The sequence below is a fragment of the Bacillus sp. FSL R10-2201 genome, from assembly GCF_038008665.1.
Classification (GTDB): domain Bacteria; phylum Bacillota; class Bacilli; order Bacillales; family Bacillaceae_G; genus Bacillus_A; species Bacillus_A mycoides.
The window spans coordinates 2,138,078-2,163,507 of sequence record NZ_JBBOZP010000001.1; the positions used below are offsets into that span (position 1 = coordinate 2,138,078).

The 25,430-nt window shown below is 34.7% G+C and carries 22 protein-coding genes and 1 pseudogene; 19 read left to right on the plus strand and 4 right to left on the minus strand.

Features of this window, described 5'->3' with window-relative positions; translation table 11 throughout:
- Positions 1–106: 106 nt before the first annotated feature.
- Positions 107–655: a cysteine hydrolase family protein gene (locus NSQ69_RS11110; RefSeq protein ID WP_002012695.1), complete on the plus strand. Its 549-nt coding sequence runs from the start codon at positions 107–109 to the stop codon at positions 653–655.
- 36 nt (positions 656–691) lie between these two features.
- Here NSQ69_RS11110 and NSQ69_RS11115 read toward each other — a convergent pair.
- A pseudogene (locus NSQ69_RS11115) lies at positions 692–811 on the minus strand (NUDIX hydrolase); the annotation flags it as partial.
- A gap of 287 nt (positions 812–1,098) precedes the next feature.
- Here NSQ69_RS11115 and NSQ69_RS11120 point away from each other — a divergent pair.
- The 5 genes from NSQ69_RS11120 to adhP all read left to right on the plus strand — a co-directional run bounded on the left by NSQ69_RS11120 (position 1,099) and on the right by adhP (position 6,486).
- The gene (locus tag NSQ69_RS11120; protein WP_002127215.1) at positions 1,099–1,992 is read left to right on the plus strand and encodes a mechanosensitive ion channel family protein; all 894 of its coding nucleotides are present in this window, start codon (positions 1,099–1,101) and stop codon (positions 1,990–1,992) included.
- A 188-nt stretch (positions 1,993–2,180) separates the two neighbouring features.
- A complete protein-coding gene (locus tag NSQ69_RS11125) occupies positions 2,181–3,278 on the plus strand; it encodes a GAF domain-containing sensor histidine kinase (RefSeq protein WP_222123980.1) in 1,098 nt (365 codons plus the stop codon).
- Between the two features lie 14 nt (positions 3,279–3,292).
- Positions 3,293–3,928: a response regulator gene (locus NSQ69_RS11130; RefSeq protein ID WP_197236062.1), complete on the plus strand. Its 636-nt coding sequence runs from the start codon at positions 3,293–3,295 to the stop codon at positions 3,926–3,928.
- 286 nt (positions 3,929–4,214) lie between these two features.
- Positions 4,215–5,069 carry a MurR/RpiR family transcriptional regulator gene (locus NSQ69_RS11135; RefSeq protein ID WP_002012688.1) on the plus strand — a complete coding sequence of 285 codons (855 nt, stop codon included), beginning with the start codon at positions 4,215–4,217 and terminating at the stop codon, positions 5,067–5,069.
- Between the two features lie 379 nt (positions 5,070–5,448).
- A complete protein-coding gene (gene adhP / locus NSQ69_RS11140; protein WP_341099239.1) occupies positions 5,449–6,486 on the plus strand; it encodes an alcohol dehydrogenase AdhP in 1,038 nt (345 codons plus the stop codon).
- Between the two features lie 152 nt (positions 6,487–6,638).
- Here adhP and NSQ69_RS11145 read toward each other — a convergent pair whose 3' ends face one another.
- Together NSQ69_RS11145 and NSQ69_RS11150 are read right to left on the minus strand one after the other, a co-directional pair.
- Positions 6,639–7,658: an ABC transporter permease gene (locus NSQ69_RS11145; protein ID WP_341099240.1), complete on the minus strand. Its 1,020-nt coding sequence runs from the start codon at positions 7,656–7,658 to the stop codon at positions 6,639–6,641.
- Positions 7,655–8,557, minus strand: a complete 903-nt coding sequence (locus NSQ69_RS11150; protein ID WP_002127222.1) for an ABC transporter permease subunit — start codon at positions 8,555–8,557, stop codon at positions 7,655–7,657. Before NSQ69_RS11150 ends, NSQ69_RS11145 begins: the two co-directional genes overlap by 4 nt.
- A 394-nt stretch (positions 8,558–8,951) precedes the next feature.
- Here NSQ69_RS11150 and gntK point away from each other — a divergent pair, with 394 nt between their 5' ends.
- The 13 genes from gntK to NSQ69_RS11215 all read left to right on the plus strand — a co-directional run bounded on the left by gntK (position 8,952) and on the right by NSQ69_RS11215 (position 24,533).
- Positions 8,952–10,490 (plus strand): gluconokinase, encoded by a 1,539-nt coding sequence (gntK, locus tag NSQ69_RS11155; RefSeq protein WP_003189016.1) that lies wholly within the window; start codon positions 8,952–8,954, stop codon positions 10,488–10,490.
- 14 nt (positions 10,491–10,504) lie between these two features.
- Positions 10,505–11,854 (plus strand): GntP family permease, encoded by a 1,350-nt coding sequence (locus NSQ69_RS11160; protein WP_000260210.1) that lies wholly within the window; start codon positions 10,505–10,507, stop codon positions 11,852–11,854.
- 18 nt (positions 11,855–11,872) lie between these two features.
- The gene (gene gnd, locus NSQ69_RS11165) at positions 11,873–12,769 is read left to right on the plus strand and encodes a phosphogluconate dehydrogenase (NAD(+)-dependent, decarboxylating) (RefSeq protein WP_002127226.1); all 897 of its coding nucleotides are present in this window, start codon (positions 11,873–11,875) and stop codon (positions 12,767–12,769) included.
- A 153-nt stretch (positions 12,770–12,922) separates the two neighbouring features.
- Positions 12,923–13,459, plus strand: a complete 537-nt coding sequence (locus tag NSQ69_RS11170) for an NADPH-dependent FMN reductase (protein ID WP_002031805.1) — start codon at positions 12,923–12,925, stop codon at positions 13,457–13,459.
- 1 nt (position 13,460) lies between these two features.
- Positions 13,461–14,690 (plus strand): MFS transporter, encoded by a 1,230-nt coding sequence (locus NSQ69_RS11175; protein WP_078203242.1) that lies wholly within the window; start codon positions 13,461–13,463, stop codon positions 14,688–14,690.
- Positions 14,691–14,753: 63 nt separating this feature from the next.
- The gene (locus NSQ69_RS11180; RefSeq protein WP_002127228.1) at positions 14,754–15,311 is read left to right on the plus strand and encodes a YdcF family protein; all 558 of its coding nucleotides are present in this window, start codon (positions 14,754–14,756) and stop codon (positions 15,309–15,311) included.
- 102 nt (positions 15,312–15,413) lie between these two features.
- A complete protein-coding gene (locus NSQ69_RS11185; RefSeq protein WP_033709046.1) occupies positions 15,414–16,361 on the plus strand; it encodes an ABC transporter ATP-binding protein in 948 nt (315 codons plus the stop codon).
- Between the two features lie 3 nt (positions 16,362–16,364).
- Complete coding sequence (locus NSQ69_RS11190; RefSeq protein WP_002127232.1) at positions 16,365–17,876, plus strand: ABC transporter permease/substrate-binding protein; 1,512 nt, start codon at positions 16,365–16,367, stop codon at positions 17,874–17,876.
- Between the two features lie 213 nt (positions 17,877–18,089).
- Entirely contained in the window at positions 18,090–19,517 is a 1,428-nt protein-coding gene (locus NSQ69_RS11195; RefSeq protein WP_078203243.1) for a basic amino acid/polyamine antiporter, read from the plus strand.
- Positions 19,518–19,593: 76 nt separating this feature from the next.
- Positions 19,594–19,854: a hypothetical protein gene (locus tag NSQ69_RS11200; RefSeq protein ID WP_002085825.1), complete on the plus strand. Its 261-nt coding sequence runs from the start codon at positions 19,594–19,596 to the stop codon at positions 19,852–19,854.
- 107 nt (positions 19,855–19,961) lie between these two features.
- The gene (locus NSQ69_RS11205; protein WP_341099242.1) at positions 19,962–21,779 is read left to right on the plus strand and encodes an AAA family ATPase; all 1,818 of its coding nucleotides are present in this window, start codon (positions 19,962–19,964) and stop codon (positions 21,777–21,779) included.
- On the plus strand, positions 21,769–23,619 hold the full coding sequence (locus NSQ69_RS11210; RefSeq protein WP_002165879.1) for a hypothetical protein: 1,851 nt from the start codon (positions 21,769–21,771) through the stop codon (positions 23,617–23,619). Before NSQ69_RS11205 ends, NSQ69_RS11210 begins: the two co-directional genes overlap by 11 nt.
- Positions 23,620–23,936: 317 nt before the next feature.
- Positions 23,937–24,533, plus strand: a complete 597-nt coding sequence (locus NSQ69_RS11215) for a hypothetical protein (protein WP_002085820.1) — start codon at positions 23,937–23,939, stop codon at positions 24,531–24,533.
- Between the two features lie 101 nt (positions 24,534–24,634).
- Here NSQ69_RS11215 and racA read toward each other — a convergent pair whose 3' ends face one another.
- A complete protein-coding gene (gene racA / locus NSQ69_RS11220) occupies positions 24,635–25,177 on the minus strand; it encodes a chromosome-anchoring protein RacA (protein WP_002012665.1) in 543 nt (180 codons plus the stop codon).
- Between the last annotated feature and the right edge of the window lie 253 nt (positions 25,178–25,430).

Consider the following 25,430-nt stretch of genomic DNA (forward strand, 5'->3'; position numbering starts at 1 on the left):
TTGGAAATGTAGGGATTTCATTTGAAATGTCGAATAGTACATACGATGTCGTAATAACAAATTTTCTATTGTTTACTGTGAAACAGAAGAAGGAGAGATTGTAGTTATGAAAAGAGCTCTTATAAATATTGATTATACATATGATTTTGTAGCTGAAAAAGGTGCTTTAACATGCGGGAAACCAGGTCAAGAAATTGAGAAGGAACTTGTAAGTGTAACGAAACAATTTATTGAAAAAGGTGATTACGTAGTATTTGCGATCGATAAACATGAAGACAATGATGTATATCATCCAGAAGCGAAATTGTTTCCACCTCATAATATAGCAGGTACAAATGGAAGAGACTTATTTGGTGAATTACAAGATGTATGCGAGAAATATAAAAATGCAGAGAATGTATACTATATGGACAAAACACGTTACAGTGCTTTTGCAGGAACGGATCTAGAAATGAAGCTAAGAGAAAGAGGAATAGAGGAAGTGCATCTTGTAGGTGTATGTACAGATATTTGCGTCCTTCATACAGCAGTAGATGCTTATAACAAAGGGTTTCAAATTGTGGTTTATGAAAAAGCAGTAGCATCTTTTAATGCGCAAGGGCATGAATATGCACTTGGACATTTTAAATCTTGTTTAAATGCAGAAGTGAAGTGAAAAAAAAGAGGCCTTCAAAAGGTCTCTTTTTCACATTTAAATAGAGACGACTTGCTGTTGAATTAACTTTTTAATGAACGGGCTAATCTTTTCTGGTAGCCCATTTAAAACAAAAAATTGTACATGTAATGATTTAGCTTCGTCTGCTTTTAACGAGGTGAGTATTGCGGACTTAAAAGAAAGTCGTTTATAAAAAATTCTATTGTAATATCCCTTTAGAGGATTAAAAAGGGTTATAGTAAATAGAAAAGAACATCTGAAGTTGAAAGATTGATTAAAGGGTTATATTGTTGAAGATGAACAATGAATACAAATACATAGTTAAGAAAGTACGATTTAAGATCAGGATAAAAGATGTTTCGAAAACAAGTGTTGAGATGATAAATGCGTATTTAAAATATAGTAGCTTTGTATGAAATTTTTATTAGTAAGGAAGTGGATGGATGAGTTTATTAACGTATACTGAAGAGTTTTTTAATTATGTAAGGGAATTTTTACTTTTAAGGTTTTTACTATTTGCTTTAGTTCTTATCATTATTTCTTTTGTTATAAATCGCATTATTGATTGGTTTTTTAGAAAATCAAGCTTTTTTGATGAAGAGGTAGAGCAGACAATTCAAAGTGTAATTCGATCTATTTTTAGGTATATCATTATCATCAGTCTTATCATATATTTAATTAGTCAATTTGTAGATATAAAAAGTATTATTGCAGGTGCAGGGATAGCGGGAGTTGTCATCGGTTTTGCTGCACAACAGATGCTAAAAGATGTAATATTAGGCTTTGCAAGATTAGCGGACAAAGAGTTCCGTGTTGGCGATTTTGTTACTTTTAACGGAACAAATTCAGGAACCATTGAGGAAATTAGTATTCGTTTTATGCAAATTCGTGAATGGTCAGGAAAACTCCTTACCATACCACACGGAGAGATTAGAACGATACAAAATTTTAATAAAGGATGGATGCGAGTTATTGAACGCATCACGGTAAGTTATCAGGAAGATCCTACAAGAGTTAAGGAATTGTTAGAAGAAGTGTGTGTTATTTGTAATGAAAAATTGGATCAAGGTCTTTATAGAGTAGATGATGAAGCTGTTGAACCATTTAAATATGTTGGAGTTACAGACTTAAATCCTAATCTTAAATATGTTGGATATGAATTTTGTATTACAGGTTTGATTAAACCGGAAGATTATTTTGAAACTTCTAGACAAGTAAGATTTGAATTAATGTCTATTTTTCATAAAAATCAAGTGCAAATGCCAGCAGCGAATATGTTCGTTAACACTGAAAGTTTACAGAATATCCATGTGGGACAATCTTTATCAGACAGTTAATGAAAACTAGCTAATTTCTGTTTTGGTTTAGAATTTAGATTTGTAAATCAGTAGATTTGAATGAACTGTATGGGATATCTCCGAAAAAAGAGCTGAAGGAATTCGGTTCTTTTTTGTTTGTAGTATTTTGAAATTTCTTAATGTTATAATGGTAGTTGGTGATGAGAATGAACATAGATGAAAAAGAGATGCATCGTTTAGAGGCATTAAAAGAAATTGCTGAGTTACTAAATGAAGCAACAAACTTACAGGAAATGTTAGGAAAAGTATTACATACATTATTACAAGTTATGAATTTACAAACAGGGTGGATATTCTTTATTGATGAAAGTGGAAAGCATCGTATACTTGTAGACCAAAACTTACCCCCAGCTCTTACGTGGCAGGAAAAGAAGCCGATGTGTGAAGGCGATTGTTGGTGTGTAGAACGTTTTGTGAATGGAAGATTGGAAAAAGCAACAAATATTATTGAATGTAAACGAATAGAGGATGCGATTGAATGTAATTGGGGCGAGACAGAAGATGTTACACATCATGCGACAATCCCGCTAAGATCTGGATCAGAGAAATTTGGTCTATTAAATGTAGCCTCGCCTCATAAAACACATTTTTCAGAGGAGGAGTTAGCGTTATTAGAAGCGATTGCATTTCAAATTGGAACGACAATACAACGTATTCAATTAGTTGAGAAAGAACGAAAATATGTAGTTGTAGCTGAAAGAAATCGATTGGCTCGTGATTTACATGATTCTGTTAAACAATTGTTATTTTCAATTATGCTAACAGCGAAAGGGACTCTAAATATGACGAAGGATAGAGACTTGCAAGAGATGTTAAGTTATATTGGAGAATTATCACAGGAAGCATTACAAGAGATGACACTTTTGATTTGGCAATTAAGGCCTGAAGGATTAGAGAAAGGTTTAGCAGAAGCGATTCAAAATTACGGAAAACTGTTAGGGATTCAAGTGGAAGTTCGAATTGATGGAATGGTTTTAATTGAAGATGAAATAGAAGAAGTTTTATGGCGTATAAGCCAAGAGGCATTACATAATTGTAAAAAACATGCCTCATGTGAAAAAGTATGTGTTCATTTAAGGATAGAAAATAATAAGTTGCATTTTTACATAGAAGATAACGGAATAGGATTTATACAGGATCAAGTAAGAGAGTCAGCACTTGGCTTGAAAAGCATGAAAGAACGAATTGAATTAATGAGGGGAATTTTTCGAATAAAAGCAGAACCGGAAAAGGGGACAAAGATAGAAATTCAATTACCGGTTTGAGAGGGAGAACGTCAGTGAAAATTAAATTATTACTTGTAGAAGATCATCATATCGTTCGAAGGGGACTCGTATTCTTTTTGAAGACGAGAGAAGAATTTGAAATTATTGGGGAAGCAGCAAATGGTGAAGAAGCATTAACATTCGTCCAAGCAGAAAGGCCAGATGTAGTATTAATGGATTTATCAATGCCGAAAATGGATGGTATTGAAGCGACAAAACGTATAAAACAATACGATGAGACAATAAAAATTCTTATGCTCAGTAGTTTTTCAGAACAAGATTACGTTTTACCAGCATTAGAAGCTGGGGCAGATGGTTATCAATTAAAAGAAGTGCAGCCAGATCAACTCGTTGCGTCAATCGTTGCGGTATATCAAGGAAATGCAAATTTTCACCCGAAAGTAACACCAGCACTATTAGGACGATCAGCAGTCAAGAAAGAAAAAGAGAATCCTTTTTCTATGTTAACAAAAAGGGAGCAAGAAGTACTTGGTGAAATTGCGAAGGGAAGAAGCAATAAGGAGATTGCAGCAGAACTTCATATTACAGAACAAACTGTGAAAACACACGTTTCTAACGTATTGGCTAAATTGGAAGTAGATGATCGTACACAAGCTGCCTTATACGCAGTAAAGCATGGGGAAAACTAGAAATAAGTATGAATAATTGTGTCATATATTACGGTAGAATACATAGGAGCAAATAAAATGTATAGAGATGCCGAATAAAGGTTTTTCTTCTTTCAATAATTAGGTACAATAAAGTGAAACTTTAATCAGTGGGGGGGCCATCCCCACTGATTATTAGTTGAACCAATCGGGTTTTTACGGGCAGTTGATCTCCCACCTAACTCCCTTGCATTCATCGAATTTTGAGGTGGGAGTCTTACTGCCCGTTAATACGGGATAAAGCTACTATGGAAGGGGAAGATACGCTATGCCTGGTACAAAAAGTGGGATTGGAAAGATTCAGGCTTCGTTAAATGGTTTATCACCGAAATTACGAAGTATTGCCGAACATATTTTGAAACATCCACAAGATGTTGTACATAAATCGATTACGGAATTAGCGGAAGTTACGAATAGTTCCGAAGCAACGATATTCCGCTTATGCAAACACTTAGGTTTTCAAGGGTTCCAAGACTTGAAAATTACATTAGCTCGTGAGATTGTACATACCCCGATGCAAAATATTCATGAGGAAGTATCGGTAGAAGATAATATTGTCACTGTTGCTAAAAAAGTTTTTCATTCGCATATTACAGGACTGCAAGATACATTACATTTGTTAAACGATAACGCGTTGGAACAGGCAGTAAGTGCGCTGAATGAAGCGAAACGAATTGAGTTTTATGGAAATGGTGGTTCAGGTATTATTGCGATGGATGCTTATCATAAGTTTATGAGAACGGGTATTTCTTGTATTGCTCATACGGATTCGCATTTTCAAATTATGGGAGCTGGCTTGTTGACAAAAGAAGCGGTGGTCATTGCAATTTCTCATTCAGGCAGTAATAAAGGTTTACTTGAAGCGTTAGAAGTAGCGAAAGCAAGAGGGGCCAAAATTATTGCGATTACGAGCTATCAAAAATCGGCATTAAGCCAACTTGCTCATATAACATTATATACTTCGACGCGTGAGACGGAATTTCGTACAGAAGCAAGTTCGTCACGATTAGCGCAGCTTAGTTTATTAGATACTTTGTATGTGGGATTGTCATTGCAGCGACAAGAGGAAACACTACAAAATTTACAAAGTATACGTGAAACTATTTCGATGAAGCGAATATAAAAAGCTCTTCAAATGAAGAGCTTTTTATATTGGCGGTAGTCTGTTGATATACCCTCTAGATCTACTTGTTCTAAGTGTCTATAGAAATATGCCAATTACCTATAATAATAATCTCTCATCTTATAGACCATTCATTTTTTAAACCTCGATATTTTGCATATGAAATTTAACAAGTAGCTTGATACATCAAAATACGTATTGGGTAATAATTCAAATATTGTTCAATATTTTACAATAAGCTTATGAAATTCCATGTTATGATGAACCTGTAATGATGATTGAACACTTAAATTTGGTACAATAATTAACCAAAATAGTGAGGACAGTAGTTGTGAGATAAACTCATTAAAACTCTAAAACACTAAAGGGGAGATCACATATGAAAGCAGTAGTAGTTAATAAAAACAGCAAAGCAAATATTGAAGTTATTGAAAAAGAATTACGTCCGTTACACTCGGGTGAAGCGCTAGTAGATGTAGAGTATTGTGGAGTTTGCCACACTGATTTACACGTTGCGAATCATGATTTTGGAAACACCGATGGCCGCATCCTTGGTCATGAGGGTGTAGGTATTGTTACTAAAATTGCTGATGATGTTACTTCACTAAAGATAGGTGACCGGGTAAGTATTGCATGGATGTTCCAATCTTGTGGACGTTGTGAATATTGCGTAACGGGGAGAGAAACATTCTGCCGTGAAGTGAAAAATGCTGGTTATTCAGTAGATGGTGGTATGGCTGAACAATGTATTGTTACAGCTGATTATGCGGTGAAGGTACCAGAAGGATTAGATCCTGCTCAAGCATCATCAATCACATGTGCGGGCGTAACTACATATAAAGCTATAAAAGTATCAGACATTAAACCTGGTCAACCTATCGTAATCTATGGTTGTGGTGGATTAGGTAACCTAGCTATCCAATATGCTAAAAACGTATTTGGTGCAAAGCTAATTGCAGTAGATATCAATGACGACAAATTAGCCTTAGCAAAAGAAGTTGGTGCTGATATGACTATCAATCCAATTTCTCAAGGTCCTGCTGATAAAGTTGTTCAAGAGGAGTTTGGTGGTGCTTATGCTGCTGTAGTAACAGCAGTTTCTAAAGTAGCATTCAACTCAGCAGTTGATGCAGTACGTGCTTGCGGTAAAGTAGTTGCGGTAGGTTTACCAGTAGAAACTATGGATTTAAACATTCCACGACTTGTATTAGACGGGATTGAAGTAGTTGGTTCTCTAGTTGGTACTCGTAAGGATCTGGAGGAGGCATTTATGTTCGGCGCAGAAGGAAAAGTAGTGCCAGTTGTACAAACGTGTTCTCTAGATAAAGTACAAAATGTATTCGAAGAAATGGAACAAGGTAGAATTCAAGGACGTATGGTAATCGATTTTAAACAGCATAATTGTGATTGTAAATAATTCATTTTAAATATAAAAAGCATGAGTCTAGCAAAGGATATGTAAAAAAGTTAGACGGCATAAAAAAGATGATCCCTCGTATTCAATAGGGATCATCTTTTTTATATTCTACTAATATCAATGCCAATTAATACTTGATTGATGAGACATGATTAAAAGTTCACTTTATTTGCAAACGAAAAAGAATCTTTATTTTTAACAAATTTTTTATGATCTGGAACGGTTTGAATTGCTACAACTTGCGAATCTCTTGCTTTCAGTGCATCTTGAATCCCGATTGTCATAAGCTTAATAAAAAGAATCGTAATAAAGAATGAAACGAGAGTATAAAAAATAATCCACCATGAAAGATGCATTTCATAACGATTTAATCCAATAAGACCTGCCCAATCATTAGATAGAGAAACAGGTTTGGGTACTCCGTCATAGAGTTCCCGCATTTGTATCCCGCCAATTACAATGTTAAGCAACGCTAAATGGATAACGAGTATGAGTGCTTGGACGATATGTTCCATGAATAACACAAATAAGCGATCAAGTAATAAGACTCGTAAATGTTTTTTGATAATATGAAAACGGCTAGCACCCAGTAATTGTGAACTTAAAATGTAATCTCGTTTCATAAATTCATCAACCTCAGAGGAGATATATAAAGAAAGTGTAGGTAGAGCGACTAAAATAAGTACGAGAACTTGATAAAACGTAAATGAAATATTTGGATCTAATCTATCAGCATTTGATGTAATTACAATATTAACGGGCGTGATGAGTATGAATGCGATAAATAGAGTTGGGATATAATAAAAAACTTCTGAGCATGCCTGGAAAAATCTCTTGAATCTTGGAGCGTATAAACTTAAGAGGATTCCTATACATGTTCCGCATAAAATTCGAAAGAAGCTAATTGCCACGGCTAATAAAATGGTGAATTTTGCTCCTTCTACAATTTGTAAGAAAACAGACTCTCCAAAACGATCAGATCCAAAAGGTGGCATTAACGATGGCGAAAAGGGGGCCTTTCCAAGTAACTCGTTATTGTCATTGTAAAGTAACTGAGGAGGTTTTGGGATGTTATCTTTAAAGAACCAACTATAAATAAAACTAGCTGAAACAAGTATGAATAGATAAGTAAACCCGATTAAAAATCGTTTTGATTTCCAAATAGATTTCATAATGCTGCTCCTTTCAATTGCTTTTGCCATCTATTCATCATGAATGAGATTATTTGAAAAATGGCATAAAACGGTAAAATAATCATAACAAGTATGATAAATGCAGCTGGAGGTGATATAAACGCCTTCTTAAATAAAAATTGAATAATGCCTTCCATATTAAAAACAAATTCTAAAATGAATAAGTTAGAAAGTAAGAAAACAAAAATCGTTTTTAAATGGTGAAAGAAGTGGATAGATATATTTTTGAATAAATGAATGCATAGTATATAACTTGATGAAAGTCCTTTTCCATATGCAACCTCTACGTAATGTTTTTCATGTTCTTCTTTTATGTATAACACCATCATCCGAAACATTTGTAATGTAGGTAAGACTGCTAAAGATAAAATAGGGAGTAAATAAGCTCGATTTTCATTAAAAGAAATAATGGTGACAGGAGATTCCCCGAATTTCTGAAGTACCCATATGAAAAATATTTGCAAACAAATCATCATCATCATATCAGGGACAGCTTCTAATATGAACACAATTCGGTTTATCCATTTTTTTATATAATCTTTTGCTAAAAAATAAAAAAATGCCATACTAGATGATAGAAAGAGTGCAAGCAAAAAGGCTATAAATAATACAGTAAATGAATATAGGTAGGGTTCTAAAACAGTTGGAAATAATGGTGTCTTTTTGAAATGACCAAATTTCGGGTCTGATCCTATAACTACTAATGATTCAGGGGAGAAAACCTGTTTTAACATAGTAACGATCTGATTAAAAAAATGAATTGGTTGAAAAGTGAATCCCTGTTGAGTGATAAATAAATAAGGTAAATTTAGTAATAGTAAGAGTGATAAAAGAATTGATGAAAGTTTTATTGTGAATTGAGATATTTTATATAACATTAAATCCCTCCGACATCTTTTTACAACATTATACAATAAAATTCATATTTTGTTTTGATTTTTCAGAAAAATATAAATACTATTAGATTTTATAGTATGGGACATATATTTACAAGGTAAAAAAGTGATAGTAGGGAGCCAAGCCCTATGTCCATCAAGCTAAGAAAACGAGAACTTATATATTATTATCTTTAGGTGGAGGGGAAAGAATGTTTGATAAATTAAAAAGGTTATTTAAAAAAGATAAAGAGAATGATTAAGAAGATGAGAGGTAGATTTTGGTTTGAAAAAAATTTTCTTTTCATAACTTGATTTATGAAAAAATATTTTATATACTAATTCATGTAAACGGTTTACTAGATCGTATTTTGCTAGAAACGAAGGGAAGGTTCGCATGGAAACAAGGGGGAGAGTAATCGGGGTTGACATCGGTACCACAAGTACGAAAACGGTTGTATTCACTGAAAAAGGAAAAGTCGTTGCTTCACATGCAATTGATTATCCAATTATTCAACCGAAGGTCGGATGGGCTGAGCAAGATCCTGATGTAATATGTGCTGCTGTATATAAAACTGTAAGCGTTGCCATCGAAAAGTGTAATGTGTCACCGGAAGATATTTCTTCAATCGGTATTAGTACAGCAATGCACGCCTTAATTGCAGTAGATGAAAACGGTGCGCCGTTAACGCGCTCTATTATTTGGGCAGATAATAGAAGCACAAAGCAATCAGAAAAACTATTACAACAAATGAATGGTCATGACATTTATAGAAGAACTGGTACACCGATTCATCCGATGTCACCACTTTCTAAATTACTGTGGATGAAAGAAGAAGAAACGGAGTTATTCAGAACTGCGTATAAATTTATTTCCATTAAAGAGTATGTCATTTATCAATTATTCTCACGCTATGTAGTTGATCATTCAATTGCATCAGCTACTGGGTTATTTAATTTAGAAACATTAAACTGGGATGAAGATGTTTTAACTATGTTAAATATGTCACCAGAACAATTATCAACACCTGTACCAACTACATATATTTTATCGGGAATGAAACCGGAATTAGCACAAAAGATGGGCATTCATGAAGATACTCCAGTTGTTATTGGTGCGAGTGATGGTGTTCTTGCAAATGTAGGTGTCGGTGCAATATCGCCTGGTTCAGCTGCAATTACGATTGGAACAAGTGGTGCAGTTCGAACAATTTCATCAAATGTCAATACAGATGAAAAGGGAAGAACGTTTTGTTACGCATTAACAGATGAGCACTGGGTTATCGGTGGGCCAACGAATAACGGCGGAATATTACTGAGATGGTTACGTGATGAATTTGGTAGCCCAGAGCAAGAAGTTGCAAAGAAGCTTGGGATTGATCCTTATGATTTATTAATTAAGTATGCAGAAAGTGTACCAGCTGGAGCAGATGGATTACTATTTTTACCGTTTCTATCTGGAGAACGTGCACCCTACTGGAATGCAAATGCTCGAGGTACATTCTTCGGGATAAACCTTCAGCATAAACGTGAACATTTCATACGAGCAGTTATGGAAGGTGTTTGTATGAGTGTGTATTCAGTAGCACTTGCCATTCGAGATTGTACAGGGCCACTTACTGAAATACGTGTTTCAGGAGGCTTTGCGAAATCTGCATTTTGGAGACAAATGTTATCTGACATGATGGGGAAAGAATTGCTTGTTCCAGAAAGTCATGAAGCATCTGCGCTTGGGGCAGCAGCACTTGCTTTGTATGCAATTGGGAAAATTGATTCTCTTGAAGAGGTGAAGGATTGGATTGATATTGTCCATCACCATGTACCGAATAAAGAAAATACGGCTTTATATTTAGAGATGTTTTATATGTATGAACGACTTTACAATCGTTTGAAAGAAGAATTTGATTGTATAGCTGCTTTCCAACGTAAACAATAGGGGGATTGGGAGAAATGGTAGTTGGGATCGTACTAGCGGCTGTTGTTATATTACTTTTACTAATTACGGTAGTAAAATGGCATCCATTTGTCGCGTTAATTTTAACAGCAATCGGAGTTGGGCTCGCAATGGGGATGCCCTTAATTGGAACTTCACCACAACATCCGGGGATTATCGATTCTATTAAATTAGGTCTTGGTAATACGTTAGGGTTTTTAGCGATTGTTTTAGCTTTAGGAACAATGCTTGGAAAAATGATGGCTGAGTCTGGCGGTGCTGAACGAATTGCAAACACATTAATTGGACGTTTTGGGAAAAAGCGTGTTCACTGGGCAATGATGTTCGTTGCATTTTTAGTAGGGATTCCGGTGTTTTTCCAAGTTGGATTTGTACTATTAATTCCGTTAGTATTTACAATTGCGTTAGAAACAGGGGTATCACTTATTACAATCGGAATTCCGCTAGTAGCAGGTCTTTCGGTTGTACACGGACTTGTTCCACCGCATCCAGCAGCAATGGCAGCGGTAGGTATATTTAAAGCAGATGTAGGGAAGACAATTTTATATGCATTAATTGTCGGACTTCCAACTGCAATAATTTCAGGTCCGCTTTATGGGAAATGGATCGGTGCTCGTATACATAAAGAAGTACCATTAGAAATAGCGGAGCAATTTATTGAAAGAGATAAGAAGAAGGAACTTCCTAGTTTCGGAAATACATTGTTTACTATTTTACTTCCAGTATTTCTTATGCTTGGTGCATCCATTGCCGAAGTAGCGTTAAGCAAAACGAGTCAACTTGCACAAGTATTGCACTTTATTGGAGATCCAATAGTCGCATTATTAATTGCAACGATATATTCTTTCTTTAGTCTTGGCTATGCAAAAGGATTTTCTAAAGACAAAGTCTTACAATTTACAAACGATTGCTTAGGGCCGATTGCAAACATACTGTTAGTTATCGGTGCAGGGGGCGCATTTAATAAAGTGTTATTAGATTCTGGGATTGGAACTACAATTGCGGAGATGGCGAAAGAATCGCATATTTCACCGATATTATTAGGTTGGGGAATTGCTGCACTTATCCGAGTTGCAACGGGATCGGCTACTGTTTCTATGATGACAGCAGCTGGAATTGTAGCACCGATTGCAGCAAGTACACCAGGAGTAAATGTAGAGTTACTGGCACTTGCAACAGGAGCAGGGTCATTAATTTTATCGCATGTAAATGATTCAGGATTTTGGATGATTAAAGAGTATTTCGGAATGACTGTGAAAGAAACATTATTAACATGGACTGCAATGGAGACAATATTATCTGTTGTAGCACTTGGGCTAATTTCGTTATTAAATATATTTGTATAGAATGGGAGATTGATTAATATGAAACTAGGTTTAATTGGATTAGGAAAAATGGGATTCCCATTAGCTGAACACTTACATGAAGACAAGCATGAAGTAGTTGTATACGATGTAAATAATGAGCTTGTTGAAAAGGCAGGGGAATTAGGGATTACTGCCCGTCATACGTTAAAAGAAATGATTGCTGAACTAGAAGCACCTCGTACAATTTGGGTAATGGTACCTGCAGGAGAAGTTGTCGAGTCAGTACTAAAAGATGTATATCCATTATTAGAGGAAGGCGATATCGTTATTGAAGGCGGAAATTCATTCTATAAAGATACGTTACGCCGTGCTGAAGAAGCGAAAAGCTTTGGTTTACATTATGTAGATATCGGTACATCAGGCGGTGTGGAAGGAGCTAGATACGGTGCTTGCTTAATGGTTGGTGGAGAAAAAGAAATTTATGATCAACTAGAACCTTTATTTAAAGATTTAGCAGTAGAAAATGGTTATTCATATGCAGGCCGCGTCGGTAGTGGGCATTTCTTAAAAATGGTTCATAACGGTATTGAATACGGAATGATGCAAGCAATCGCTGAAGGATTTGAAGTACTAGATAAAAGTGATTTTGATTTCAATTATGAAGATGTTGCAAAAGTATGGGCGAACGGATCAGTTATCCGTGGTTGGTTAATGGACTTAACTGAAAAAGCATTTGCAGATGATCCAAAACTTGATGGCATTAAAGGTGTAATGAACTCTTCAGGAGAAGGGAAATGGACTGTTGAAACTGCGCTTGAATTACAAGCAGCGGCACCAGTTATCGCTATGTCATTATTTATGCGCTACCGTTCACAAGAAGATGATACATTCCACGGAAAAGTGGTTTCTGCACTTCGTAATCAATTCGGTGGACATGAGGTTGTGAAAAAATAGGAAATATTAGTTTTGTGAAACTCATACGAAAGTATGAGTTTTTTTTATTTCTCATACTATTTAATGAAAGTTTTTCCCTCTTTTTACTGTGTTTTGTATAGAAATTTCTGATAATATATAAATATAACTTGAAAACAAAGGGGAGAAATAATTATGAAACTAGTCGTTATTAACGGTACACCAAGAAAGTTCGGTAGAACTCGCGTTGTGGCAAAATATATTGCAGAGCAATTTGAAGGGGAGTTATACGATTTAGCAGTAGCGGAATTGCCTTTATATAATGGAGAAGAATCACAACGTGAATTAGAGGCAGTAAAAAAATTAAAAGCTTTAGTGAAAGCTGCGGATGGAGTAGTACTATGTACACCGGAATATCATAATGCGATGAGTGGAGCGCTGAAAAATTCGTTAGATTACTTAAGTAGCAGTGAATTCATCCATAAGCCTGTCGCATTACTAGCAGTTGCTGGAGGAGGTAAAGGGGGAATAAACGCATTAAATAGTATGCGCACTGTCGCTAGAGGCGTTTACGCAAACGCAATTCCAAAACAAGTCGTGCTTGATGGATTACATGTGCAAGATAGTGAACTTGGAGAAGATGCAAAACCATTAATTCATGATTTAGTTAAAGAATTAAAAGCATATATGAGCGTATATAAAGAGGTGAAAAAACAATTAGGAGTTGAGTGATATGTCCTCTCTTTATCATGATTCTCGCTTGTATTACATTCTAGGCGCCAATAGTTTATCTGCTATTGGCTCTGGGATTGTTATGATAACGATTCCGTGGCTATTGATTAAGGAAAGTGGGGGAGAGACAACGTTTGGGTATATTTCTATCGTTGCAACTCTCATCATGTTTTTACTAACACCATTCATTGGGCAAAGCATTGATCGTTTTTCAAGAAAATCTTTATTGTTATGTAACGAAGGTATCGGGATAGCCATTATAGGAATGATGGCCATTTGGGGATTTGCTGGGCAATCATACAATTCTATTCATTACATTATTATTTATATAGCAGGTTCTTTCTATTATCTATTATTCTATCCCACAATATTTGCATTTAACCAAGAAATATTTCAATCAGAGCATTATAAAAGTTTAAGTGGCACGATGGAAATACAAGGACAATTAACGCAAGTTATTTCAGGCGCAGCTGCTAGCTTTTTAATTGAGATTATTTCTTTGAAATGGATCTTGTTAGTGGATATGTTAACTTTTGCAGGAGCATTTTTCCTGTTCTTATGTATACCGTATGTAAAGAAAAAAGAAGTAAAAGGGAAAGTAACCTTTAAGAAGCAATTGTTCGAAGGAATTTACTTTATGAAAAAGCGCCCTAAGTTATTTTGGTTTTTACTAGTGACTTATATGCCGTTTATCGGTGTCATGATGGCAAATTATTTAATCCCAGTATATATTTCAGATATACTCAAAGCTAGTGCCTCTGTATACGCAATTGAAGGTATGATGTACGGTGTCGGAGCGGTTCTTGCAGGAATAAGTATTCCAATCATGATGAAATATGTCAAAACAGAAGTTTCAATCGTTATGACGATGTTCATTTATGTAATTTCAATTACCGTAATGATTATTGAGCCTTCCATTATGTTATTATATGGACTAGCGATTTTTCATGCGATTGGAAATGCTGGAACGAGAGTGGCGAGAAATGTATTGATGATGGAAGAAATTCCAAATGAAGTAATGGGACGTGTGGACAGCTTATTTCGATTAATTGGTACAGGAATTCGAATTGTATTATTAATGTTGTTTACGGCAGGCGTATCTAAAGCAGGGGTGATGATCCCGTTTTATGTACTGAGCTGTATATTGATCCTATCATTAGGGATTGCTTTTTATTATGTAATTTCAAAACGTAAAACGGAAGCGGATGTGTCTAATAAATCAATTGTTTAAAAAATACTTCTGCCTCCTTTTCTTTTTCTATATAATAAAAAGAAAGGGAGTGTTAACTTATTTATGAACAAATGGATATTGCTTATAATCTTATTACTACCGCCGCTATACATCATTTATATGACGTTTCGAATGAATAAAGTTGCTCGTGAAACATTGAGTAATCACTCTCCATACGTTCTTATATTAGGTGCAAAGTTATTTGGAGATAGACCGTCTTTATCTCTTCAAAATCGTTTGGATATAGCGTTGGAATATTTACATGCTCACCCTGAGGTGAAAGTAATTGTTTCAGGTGGTCAAGGGGAAGATGAAGATATACCGGAAGCTCACAGTATGAGAAACTATTTAATGGTACATGGTATAGATGAGAATCGTATTTTAATTGAAGACCGCTCTACAAATACGTATGAAAATTTAAAGTTTAGTATGGATTTATATGATGTAAAGCATGCGGTAGTTGTAAGTAATACGTATCATTTATATCGAACGAAAATAATTGCAAAGCGTTTAGGGATAAAGATGGAAGCTTTGGCTGCTGAAACACCGAGACGCTCTAAGAAAAAAGCGTATGTGCGTGAATATGCTGCAATTATGAAAACAATATTGTTCGACCGTTAGAGCTCAAATGAGAGCTCTTTTTTTGTATAATAAAGCGTATCATTTGAAATGAATGCTATATTCCATCAAAATAAAGGAAACAACATGAAAGGAGTTGTGTCTGTGATTCAATTTAATCATGTGTCAAAAGCGTATGAAGATGGCACAAAAGCAGTGGATTCATTACATTTAGAAATTAAAAAAGGAGAATTTTTTGTTCTCATTGGTCCGAGTGGTTGCGGGAAAACAACGACAATGAAGATGATTAACCGTTTAATTGAAACGACGGAAGGATCAATTTTAATCGATGGAAAAGATATTCAACAATATAACATAAACGAACTACGTTGGAATATAGGGTACGTGTTGCAGCAGATTGCGCTGTTTCCACATATGACAATTGCTGAAAATATTGCAGTTGTCCCTGAAATGAGAAAATGGACCAAAAAGGAAATAAAAGCACGTGTCGATGACTTGCTACAGATGGTTGGGCTCGATCCAGATGTATATCGTGATCGCATGCCAGATGAATTGTCGGGAGGACAGAAACAACGTGTTGGTGTCGTACGGGCATTAGCCGCAAACCCGAAAATTGTACTTATGGACGAACCATTTAGTGCGTTAGATCCGTTAAGTAGGGAGCAGCTTCAGAAGGATATCGTACAACTGCAAAAAAAGATTCAAAAAACAATCGTGTTTGTAACGCACGATATGCAAGAGGCTTTATCACTTGGTGATCGTATTTGTGTAATGAAAGAAGGAAAAGTTGTTCAATTAGATACACCAGAAGGAATTATACATAACCCGAAAAATGAGTTTGTAGAGGAGTTCATTGGAAATCGTGGACGACCTTGGTATGAGGGGAAGAGTATAGAAGAGGTATTGCCGCTAGACGAGGGTATACGAGTTGAAGGGAATGCTTTATCTTTACATTCGTCATTACAAGAAGCACTAGTCCGCTTACAAACTGAAGAGTCAGTGCCGGTTGAAGAGCATGGTCAATATGTTGGAGCGTTAACAAGTCGTCATATTGTCAATTACATTGTTGAACAAATGAAGGAAAGAGGCTAAACAGTGACTGATTTTATTCAAACGTTCCAAGAACGAAAAGTAGAATTGCTAAGTGCATTAAGTGAGCATTTACAAATATCGCTTATTTCACTATTTTTTGCAGTAATTATTGCAGTGCCGCTCGGCATTATATTAACGAGAAAAGAACGAATGGCTGAATTTATTATAGGGACTTCTGCTGTTATGCAGACAGTGCCCTCACTTGCTTTACTTGGACTATTAATTCCGTTAGTAGGAATTGGAAAACTGCCAGCTATAATCGCATTAGTTGTGTATGCACTATTACCTATTTTACGAAATACATATACAGGAATACGGGAATTAGATGAATCACTTATAGAAGCGGCGAGAGCTATGGGGATGAATAGCTGGAAAAGATTATGGAAGGTAGAGCTTCCGCTCGCATTGCCAATTATTATGGCTGGTATTCGTACAGCAATGGTATTAATTGTTGGAACGGCTACATTAGCTGCTTTAATAGGCGCTGGTGGGCTCGGTAAGCTCATATTATTAGGCATAGATCGAAATGACCATGCGCTTATCATTTTAGGGGCCGTACCAGCTGCGTTACTCGCTTTATTCTTTGATATAGTACTTCGCATACTTGAGAGCCCGAAACGCTCTTCTAAGCGCGTTATATTGACGATATGTATAGTTGTAGTAATGATAGCTGCTCCATTTCTTTGGAATACCGAAAAGAAAGACATAGTTATTGCTGGTAAACTTGGATCTGAACCAGAAATATTAATTCAAATGTACAAGCAACTTATTGAACAGGATACAGATTTACAAGTGGAATTAAAGCCAGGCCTTGGAAAAACAGCATTTGTATTCGAAGCGTTAAAATCAGGTGAAGTAGATATATACCCAGAATTTTCAGGTACAGCTTTATCTACTTTCGTGAAAGAAGAACCGAAAAGTACAAATCGTGATGAAGTATATGAACAAGCTCGTATTGGAATGGAAAAGAAATATAATATGGTTATGTTAAAGCCAATGGAGTATAACAATACATACGCACTAGCCATGCCGAAAAAAATAGCAGATCAAAATAACATAAATACAATTTCTGATTTAGGAAAAATTGCACAGGAAGCTAAAGTAGGATTTACATTAGAATTTGCTGATCGTGAAGATGGTTATAAAGGAATGCAAAAATTATATAACTATAAGTTTTCAAATGTTAAAACAATGGAACCGAAACTGCGCTATAGTGCAATACAATCGGGAGATGTTAACGTAATCGATGCATATTCAACAGATAGTGAATTGGAGCAATATGGGCTTAAAGTGCTAAAAGATGATAAAGGACTATTCCCGCCTTATCAAGGAGCACCATTATTAAGAAAAGAGACGTTACAGAAATATCCTGAACTCGAAAAAGTATTAAATGAATTATCTGGAAAGATTACAGATGAAGAAATGAGAAAAATGAATTATGAAGTAAATGTGAATGGGAAAAGTAGCGAAGAAGTCGCAAAACAATTTTTACAAAAAGAGAAGTTACTTCGTTAATTTTACAATAAATATACAATTTTATATGTATGAAATGACCGTTCATTACAAAATGAACGGTTTTTTTGTGCATACTTATACATTTTTTCAAAAAAGTATTCCATTTTTCTTCATTTTCTTTTAGAATAAGTAATGTTTTCCTGAAAAAATATAAGAGAAACGTCTATTAGAGAAAAAGGTGACTTTAATAGTTGAACGAACATAACACCTAGAATGACAGATGGGGTGGTACAAATAGAAAAGAAGTTAGGATTTTTTCCGTTAATCGCATTAGTAGTTGGAACGATGGTTGGTGGCGGTGTTTTTAGTTTACCGCATGATTTAGCAGTAGGAGCAAATAGTGGTGCAACGATAATTGGTTGGTGTATTACAGCAATGGGAATGATTCCACTTGCGCTCGTATATCAAACGTTAGCAAGACAAAAACCGGAGCTTGAGGGCGGTATTTATAGTTATGCACGTGCTGGTTTCGGTGAATATATTGGATTTAATAGTGCTTGGGGATACTGGCTGGCAGGAATATTAGGGAATGTCGCAACAATTATGTTGCTGTTTAGCACATTAGGTTATTTCTTCCCAATTTTTAAAGGAGGAAATAATGTTGCGTCTATCGTTGGTGCATCACTTTTATTATGGACACTTCATTTTCTTATCTTATTTGGAATCCGTGAAGCCTCCATTATGAATGTTATCGCAACGATTGGGAAATTAGTTCCGATTTTATTATTTATTGTCGTAATGGTAACAGCGTTTCGTTGGGATACATTTACACATGACTTTTGGGGAGAAGGAACAATCTCAGTTTCCTCTGTACTTGGTCAAGTGAAAAATACAATGCTTGTAACTCTTTGGGTGTTCATTGGGGTCGAGGGAGCAGTTGTATTATCTGGAAGAGCTAAAAATAGCAGAGATGTTGGAAAAGCGACAGTACTTGGATTAATTTTGGTTATGTCTATTTATATTTTAATCTCGGTGCTATCAATGGGAGCTATGACGAGAAATGAACTTTCAGTGTTAGAAACTCCTTCAATGGGACATGTATTAGAACATGTTGTGGGACCATGGGGGGCAGTTGCGATTAACATCGGTTTAGTTGCTTCACTAGTAGGTACATTAATTGGCTGGTTTTTACTTGTTTCTGAAATCTCTCACGTAGCAGGGAAAGATGGAGTATTCCCGAAAGTCTTCACGAAAACAAATAAGAAGCAAACGCCGCATATGGCATTGTGGATTTCAAATATCGTTGCCCAAACTATATTTATAATCGTTCTGTTTTCACAATCGACATATCAAATTATGTATTTTATTGCGTCAACATCTATATTACTGCCGTACTTATTATCAGCGCTATTTCAATTGAAATTAGTCATCACGAAAGAGCTGAAAGTTGCGAGAGTAAAAAATGGATTGTTAGCATTAATTGCTTCCCTATACTCTGTATGGTTAATTTATGCAGCTGGTTTAAAGAATTTATTGCTTGTTTCAATCGTATATGGTATTGGGATTCTCGTGTATATGTTTGCAAGAAAAGAAAAAGGGAATCGTTGTTTTGCAGGTAAAGAGCGATATGTGATGTGGGCAATTGTTATTGCAGCTATTACATCACTTTATATGTTACTGACAGGAACTATAAAAATGTAAAAGTCCTTTTAATTTAAAGGGCTTTTTTCCTTGTCTAGAGAATATTTAATACATAAGATATTCAGGAGGGATGAAAATGGAAGAAAAAGAACAGTTGTCTAGAATTATGGATTTAGCTAGTGATTTAAGGAAAGTATTAGTACAAGAATCTTTTTTTAATCATCATCCTGAACTTCGAGGCGTGATTGAAAATTTAGCGAGTTCTGTAGAGAATTTGGCGAGTTTGCAGCAAAATAAAGATGAAAATGCCGAAGATCGATTACGGTACGTACTTGCTAAAATGAAAATCGCTCATAATGCCATTTTACAAGAAAAAAAAGCATTTCCTTCTCATTAATATACGTTTTAATTTTGAACCTGACGGATGACGTCAGGTTTTTTATTTCTAGTTTTAGATTGTAGTTCATACAATAAGAATAGTATGAAAAAAAGAAGGTGACTACGTTGAAATTACATAAAGCTCTTCATCCAAGTTTTATAAAGCGAATGTATTATATGAGGTTTATTGGGAAGTTTGCAAAAGCTGAGGGAGAGAAGAATGGAGAAAATTTCTTTGTACAATGTCTTTCTTCAATACCTTTAACTTTACAAGAGTTATTTCCGACTGGAAAATATTTGTTTGAAGGATTATGCAGTAATAAAAAGAATGAAAAAATCTTTACTGATTTAAAGAAGCATAAATTAGAAAAGCAACTGGTTATGTTTCGTCTTTATTATGATCGTGGAAATTTATTTCTGGAATTAATATGCACAGAAGAGCCTCGGGAAATAGCATCTTCATATAAAGTGATTCCTTCACCAAAGGTCTCAAATTATAAAAAGAGAGCGTCTTTGGAACGGAAGTTAAGCAACGGTTATTTATCATTTCTTATGCCTAAATTACCAAAAGACTTTGAGCCTCCAGAATTATTGTGGCATGAAGGAAGGCTATATGGAAATTTATCGTTAAAATCATCAATAAGTTCAATTTCATATTTTGAGCAAAGAAAAGAATGCAAATATATTGAAATAAACGATTGGATGAAACATGTAGAAATAGCAGTAGATGATCATTTATATTTTGTAAGTGAAAATGTGTATGACCAACTAAATAAACGAATTGCTGAAGAAGGTAAGTTAGTTGAAGTAGAAGATATTAAAATGCAAAAGGATGACTGGGAATGGGATGAGCGTGAATCCTCTTTTTTGCAGTATGTACAAAGTATGGTTCGTAATAAAGGGTTATATTTGGATGATACAGATATATATAATTTTCACATTAGTATTAAAACCAATATGTTAACAATTGTTGGTGGTATACCAGGTGTTGGGAAATCACGCTTTGTGCAAGCTTATGCAGAATCACTTGGTTTACGTTATGGGGAAGAATTAATTTGGATTCCGATTTCACCATCGTATCAAGAACCACATGATATTCTCGGTTACCTTCATCCGAATGGTAATTTTATTGAAAGTGAAACGAAGTTAGTTCGGACATTGTTAAAGGCTAAAGAAAATCCAAATCAATTGTATATAATTGTGTTCGATGAAATGAACATGTCACATATTGAGCATTGGTTTACTCCGTTTCTATCCGTTCTTCAACTTGAAAAGAAAAATCGTATTTTGAGTTTGTATGAGAAAGTACAAGAAATAGAAAATCAAATTCCACCTTCAGTGGAAATTGGTGAGAATATTATTTTCGTAGGCACTGTAAATTTTGATGAAACGACGAAAGAGCTTTCCGATCGATTATTAGATCGAACAAATTTGATTACATTACAAAAAATTCCGTTTTGCGAGATGAGTATAGAACATGAGAAAGTTGTTCAGCAACCTCCGCTGAAAGTAACAACGGGAGAATTTCGACTCAATTGGTTTAGGAATAAAGAGATGATCGAAGTGTATACTGAAGAGGAATTAGAGTTATTGGATAAGTTACATGATGTATTATCATCACACGATATATCAAAAGGAATTTCTTTCCGATGTGCAAGCGCAATCGCTACGTATTTGCAAAATATACCGTTCCAAAATAATCAGTCTTATATGATTAGCAGGGAAGAAGGTTTTGATTTGCAAATAAAGCAGCGTGTATTAACGAAATTAAGGGGGACAGAAATGACAGTGGGCCCTCTACTTTCTGAAGAAGTAAAAAGGGGAGCGACATTGATACCACTTTTACAGTCTCCGCTTGCAAATCGTGTATCTACATTTGAACATTCTTTAGCTTATATAAGACAAAAGCGTAGAGAACTGGAGCTGTATGGCTATGCAAAATGAGGAGCGTTATGAAACAGCAATCGTCGATACGAAAGAAACGCTCCCGTTTGTATTGAAGCTAATTATTGGTACTGAGGGGAAAGGCGATTTTATCCTTTTAAACCGGCTTTGTACGTCTACTACAGCATTAGTTCAATGTATTTATAAAGTACAGGAATTAAAACCACTGAAATTACATTTCCATTATCAAAATCCAATGGACATTACATTCATATGGAATAAAGTATATGAGGGACAAAAGAATATAAAAGAGTCACAATATGAATTAAATGAAAAAAAACAAAGAGTATTAGTGTATGAACATGGAAAAACTGAATTTTTTTATCCGTGGCGCTGTGGCTTATACCATTTTGAAGTGCGTATAGAAGATAAAACTTATTATGGTGCGTTTCAAGTGGTTCCTAAAAACTTTTTTGATGACCAATTTGAAATGATTCAAGATTATGTGAAGTCAATTTTAAACGAGTTAATTTTAGATAGAGGTTATTACAAGAAAACTTTCTCAGCACTTAGCGATATTGAAGATTCTTCTTATTTGGTATTGTTAAGAAAGTTGCCACAAAAAATGAAAAGAATAAAACAAATTTTTAAAAAAGTAGAATCGAATGCGGAATTTGTACACGAATATGAATGGGAAACGAAAGCGCGGAAGACAACGAGAAAAACTGCCATTATGACAGAAAGAAAGCTTTATGCGAAATATTACAACCGTAAATTTAAGGAGCAAAAAAATAGTATTGAAAATGCATTTCTTAAATTTAAAACGATGCAATTCTATTATTATTTACTTGAAGCAGAAATTTTTGTACGTAAAACTATTGAAATACTAGAAGGAGAAAAGAAGAAAAAGTCAGATGAATTTCAAGCTGTTAAAACAATTATGAAAACGATTGAACGAAATGGATCCGTGACGGATAGGGAAAAACAAAAATATAGAAATCTACATTTACTGAAAGAAGCAGATTTACGGAAAAGTTCTGTGAAAATACAAGAATATAAAATATTAGCTCATATCGTATATGAAAGTGTGCAATACTTTCGAAATTTATTGTATTCTCCATTTTGGAGGGAAGTTTCTGAAACAGCTACCATTAATTCGAACACTTTATCTATACCGCATCAACAATTAATCCACCATTTAGAATTGTTACCGCAACATACGGAGCAACCCCCATCTTTATTATTCGTATATAAACCAACGTTTTTAGTGTATGAGTATTACGCTTTTTTTATCGTTATTTCTATATTAGAACAAATCGGATTTGAAGATAAGAATCCTATTCGTGAACAAATACAAGAACATTTTTATTTAGACGGATTACAAGATGGAACGACAGTGATTTTACATCGAGATGATATAAAAGTGCACGTCGCGTTTAATGATTTAATTGAAACACACCCTCTTATTGCACTAAGCAAAGGAAGTAATTTTTATAACGGAGAGGACACAAAGAAGCCGGATATTCGTTTAGATTGTTATGTAAAGGAAGAAGAGAAGTATGTATATAAATCTTCTATTATTATCGAAGTGAAATACAGCCCTATGTACAATATTTTTCAGCCTGTCGGTAATACGAAAGCAACGGAGCAAATGTATAAATACTGGTCTATTAAGTATGTAGAAGAACAGAATGGTAAACGAATTTTTAAGCGAAGAGCGATTTATGAAGTGATTTGTGTATATCCAGGTAGCCATATGCATAGTAAAAAAATTGAATCTGGATGTGGAGTGTTTTTACAACTATATCCATATAAAACGAAACAAGGAGAAGAGAAGTTGGCTGGGAAGCATGGGATGATTCAAATTTTTGAGAAATGGTTAAAAAGTAATAAAATGTAAAAGAAATCCTTTTTAATGAAGGATTTCTTTAGGTTAAGAAGAATTATATGCAGTACGGAAAGACACATTATACGGTTCGAACTTGATAGTGATCATCATTTTTTTATTAGAGTAATTGAATCTTGTTATGTTTGTAACAGTATGGGGAATTAAGGGGTTTTGCATGTGTATTAATGACTAATAAGTAGGAATTTAATTCATTTTGCAGAATATAATAAGACATAAATATTTTTAGTTGCATACGAAGATTTGTTCTTATATGATAGTAAGTGAAAGCGTTATCAAAAACAGAGCGGCGATGGGAAAGGCGGTTAAATATGTTCCAGCGTGTTCAAACAAAGGAAGAGCATTTTTGGTTCGAGCAACTGTGGGGAGATTTTTGTGAAGAAAGAAACTTAATGTTTGTAGAACGTAATTTAAATCCATCACGATTTTTATTAATAGAAGATGAACATCATATTGGTACAGTAGAATGTATTAAGTTTACAGTACCTGAACAATCAAATTCTGAGTTTTTCTATCCGTTTTCTAAAAATGATTTAGTGAAAGATTTGAAAAATGTGTATGAAATAGGAAAGTTAAGTATTGCGAAAACGTCTCGGGGGAGAGGACATTTCAAAAGGCTGGCAGCTATTTTATTTATGCATGCGTTAGAGACGAAAGCGGAATGGTATATTGCAGCAGTTACAAAAAGAATGTATATGTATTTACTTACACTCGGTTTTCCAATCGAACCGATAGATAGTCCATTCCAGTTTCATGATACTTTACAAGGTGTACCAGTGCGAATTCATGCTCGAAAAGGGGCTACACATCTGTATTCTTTGAAAGAATTCCGTGATATTATTCAAGGGAATGCTCATGCGCAGGCACTTATTGCAGAATACAGTAAAAATATTATGTTAACAAAATGAAAATATATGAATATGTATAGTATGAAGAAGAGTTACTTATTACGGGCATCTGTTTTCATACAAAAAGTAGACCCTTATTCTCAGAATAAGGGTCTAAAATATTATAGTCCAAATATACTAAAAATCATTTTACGACGCTTCGGTTTCTTTTCTCTTTCATATGTTGGTTTTGCATCAGGAGTAATGTATATTGGTTCTTCTTTTTTTAGGGCAGCTTCTAGTTTTTGAATTCGTTCTAACATTTCCTCTATTTCGCGGCGATGTTGTAAAAGTTGGTATGTAACGACATCATTTGCTTTATCTTGCATTTGTTCTTCCATTCGATCTAGTCTTCTCGTAATTGTGGTAAATTGAGCTGTTAATTGCTCAAAATCATTCGATGATGTGTTTTGAACAATTGTGTTTACTTGAGTTTTTAATTTTTCTACATCATTTGAAGATGGTTTTTGAGTAGTTTGAGAGTTTTGAGGCTGGTCCATTTGAGAGCGATGGTATTCTAACATTAGATCTAAATCACCTTGTGTGAAAATAAAATGACCATATTTATTTTTTTTAATCGTAAGATTTAATTGTTGTGCAATCCGGACAACAGCCTTTGGGCTAACACCTAATTTCTTTGCGATAAATGGTGTTTTATATTCCAAAATAATCCCTCCTATATATATCCTGTTGAATGATTTCTAGTTATGTAGCAAGTTCCCTTCAGGTGTGACAAAAGAAGTGTGGAATCGGCAAAGAAAGTGTTTTTTCACGAAGTTCAGCTGTTTAGCACATACTATTTATATAAATCATTTTTAGTTATCGGAAAATTGGGCTTATTATAGTTTGACGATAATAAGCTAATTAGATTATCATAATTATAAATATCTTTTTTATGTATGCATATAATATATAAAA

Excerpts from the sequence above, each read along its gene's own strand:
- NSQ69_RS11110 (WP_002012695.1), top strand. The coding sequence starts at position 107 with ATGAAAAGAGCTCTTATAAATATTGATTATACATATGATTTTGTAGCT.
- NSQ69_RS11120 (WP_002127215.1), top strand. The coding sequence starts at position 1,099 with ATGAGTTTATTAACGTATACTGAAGAGTTTTTTAATTATGTAAGGGAA.
- NSQ69_RS11125 (WP_222123980.1), top strand. The coding sequence starts at position 2,181 with ATGCATCGTTTAGAGGCATTAAAAGAAATTGCTGAGTTACTAAATGAA.
- NSQ69_RS11135 (WP_002012688.1), top strand. The coding sequence starts at position 4,215 with ATGCCTGGTACAAAAAGTGGGATTGGAAAGATTCAGGCTTCGTTAAAT.
- adhP (WP_341099239.1), top strand. The coding sequence starts at position 5,449 with ATGAAAGCAGTAGTAGTTAATAAAAACAGCAAAGCAAATATTGAAGTT.
- NSQ69_RS11145 (WP_341099240.1), bottom strand. The coding sequence starts at position 7,658 with ATGAAATCTATTTGGAAATCAAAACGATTTTTAATCGGGTTTACTTAT.
- NSQ69_RS11150 (WP_002127222.1), bottom strand. The coding sequence starts at position 8,557 with ATGTTATATAAAATATCTCAATTCACAATAAAACTTTCATCAATTCTT.
- gntK (WP_003189016.1), top strand. The coding sequence starts at position 8,952 with ATGGAAACAAGGGGGAGAGTAATCGGGGTTGACATCGGTACCACAAGT.
- NSQ69_RS11160 (WP_000260210.1), top strand. The coding sequence starts at position 10,505 with ATGGTAGTTGGGATCGTACTAGCGGCTGTTGTTATATTACTTTTACTA.
- gnd (WP_002127226.1), top strand. The coding sequence starts at position 11,873 with ATGAAACTAGGTTTAATTGGATTAGGAAAAATGGGATTCCCATTAGCT.
- NSQ69_RS11170 (WP_002031805.1), top strand. The coding sequence starts at position 12,923 with ATGAAACTAGTCGTTATTAACGGTACACCAAGAAAGTTCGGTAGAACT.
- NSQ69_RS11175 (WP_078203242.1), top strand. The coding sequence starts at position 13,461 with ATGTCCTCTCTTTATCATGATTCTCGCTTGTATTACATTCTAGGCGCC.
- NSQ69_RS11180 (WP_002127228.1), top strand. The coding sequence starts at position 14,754 with ATGAACAAATGGATATTGCTTATAATCTTATTACTACCGCCGCTATAC.
- NSQ69_RS11195 (WP_078203243.1), top strand. The coding sequence starts at position 18,090 with ATGACAGATGGGGTGGTACAAATAGAAAAGAAGTTAGGATTTTTTCCG.
- NSQ69_RS11200 (WP_002085825.1), top strand. The coding sequence starts at position 19,594 with ATGGAAGAAAAAGAACAGTTGTCTAGAATTATGGATTTAGCTAGTGAT.
- NSQ69_RS11210 (WP_002165879.1), top strand. The coding sequence starts at position 21,769 with ATGCAAAATGAGGAGCGTTATGAAACAGCAATCGTCGATACGAAAGAA.
- NSQ69_RS11215 (WP_002085820.1), top strand. The coding sequence starts at position 23,937 with ATGTTCCAGCGTGTTCAAACAAAGGAAGAGCATTTTTGGTTCGAGCAA.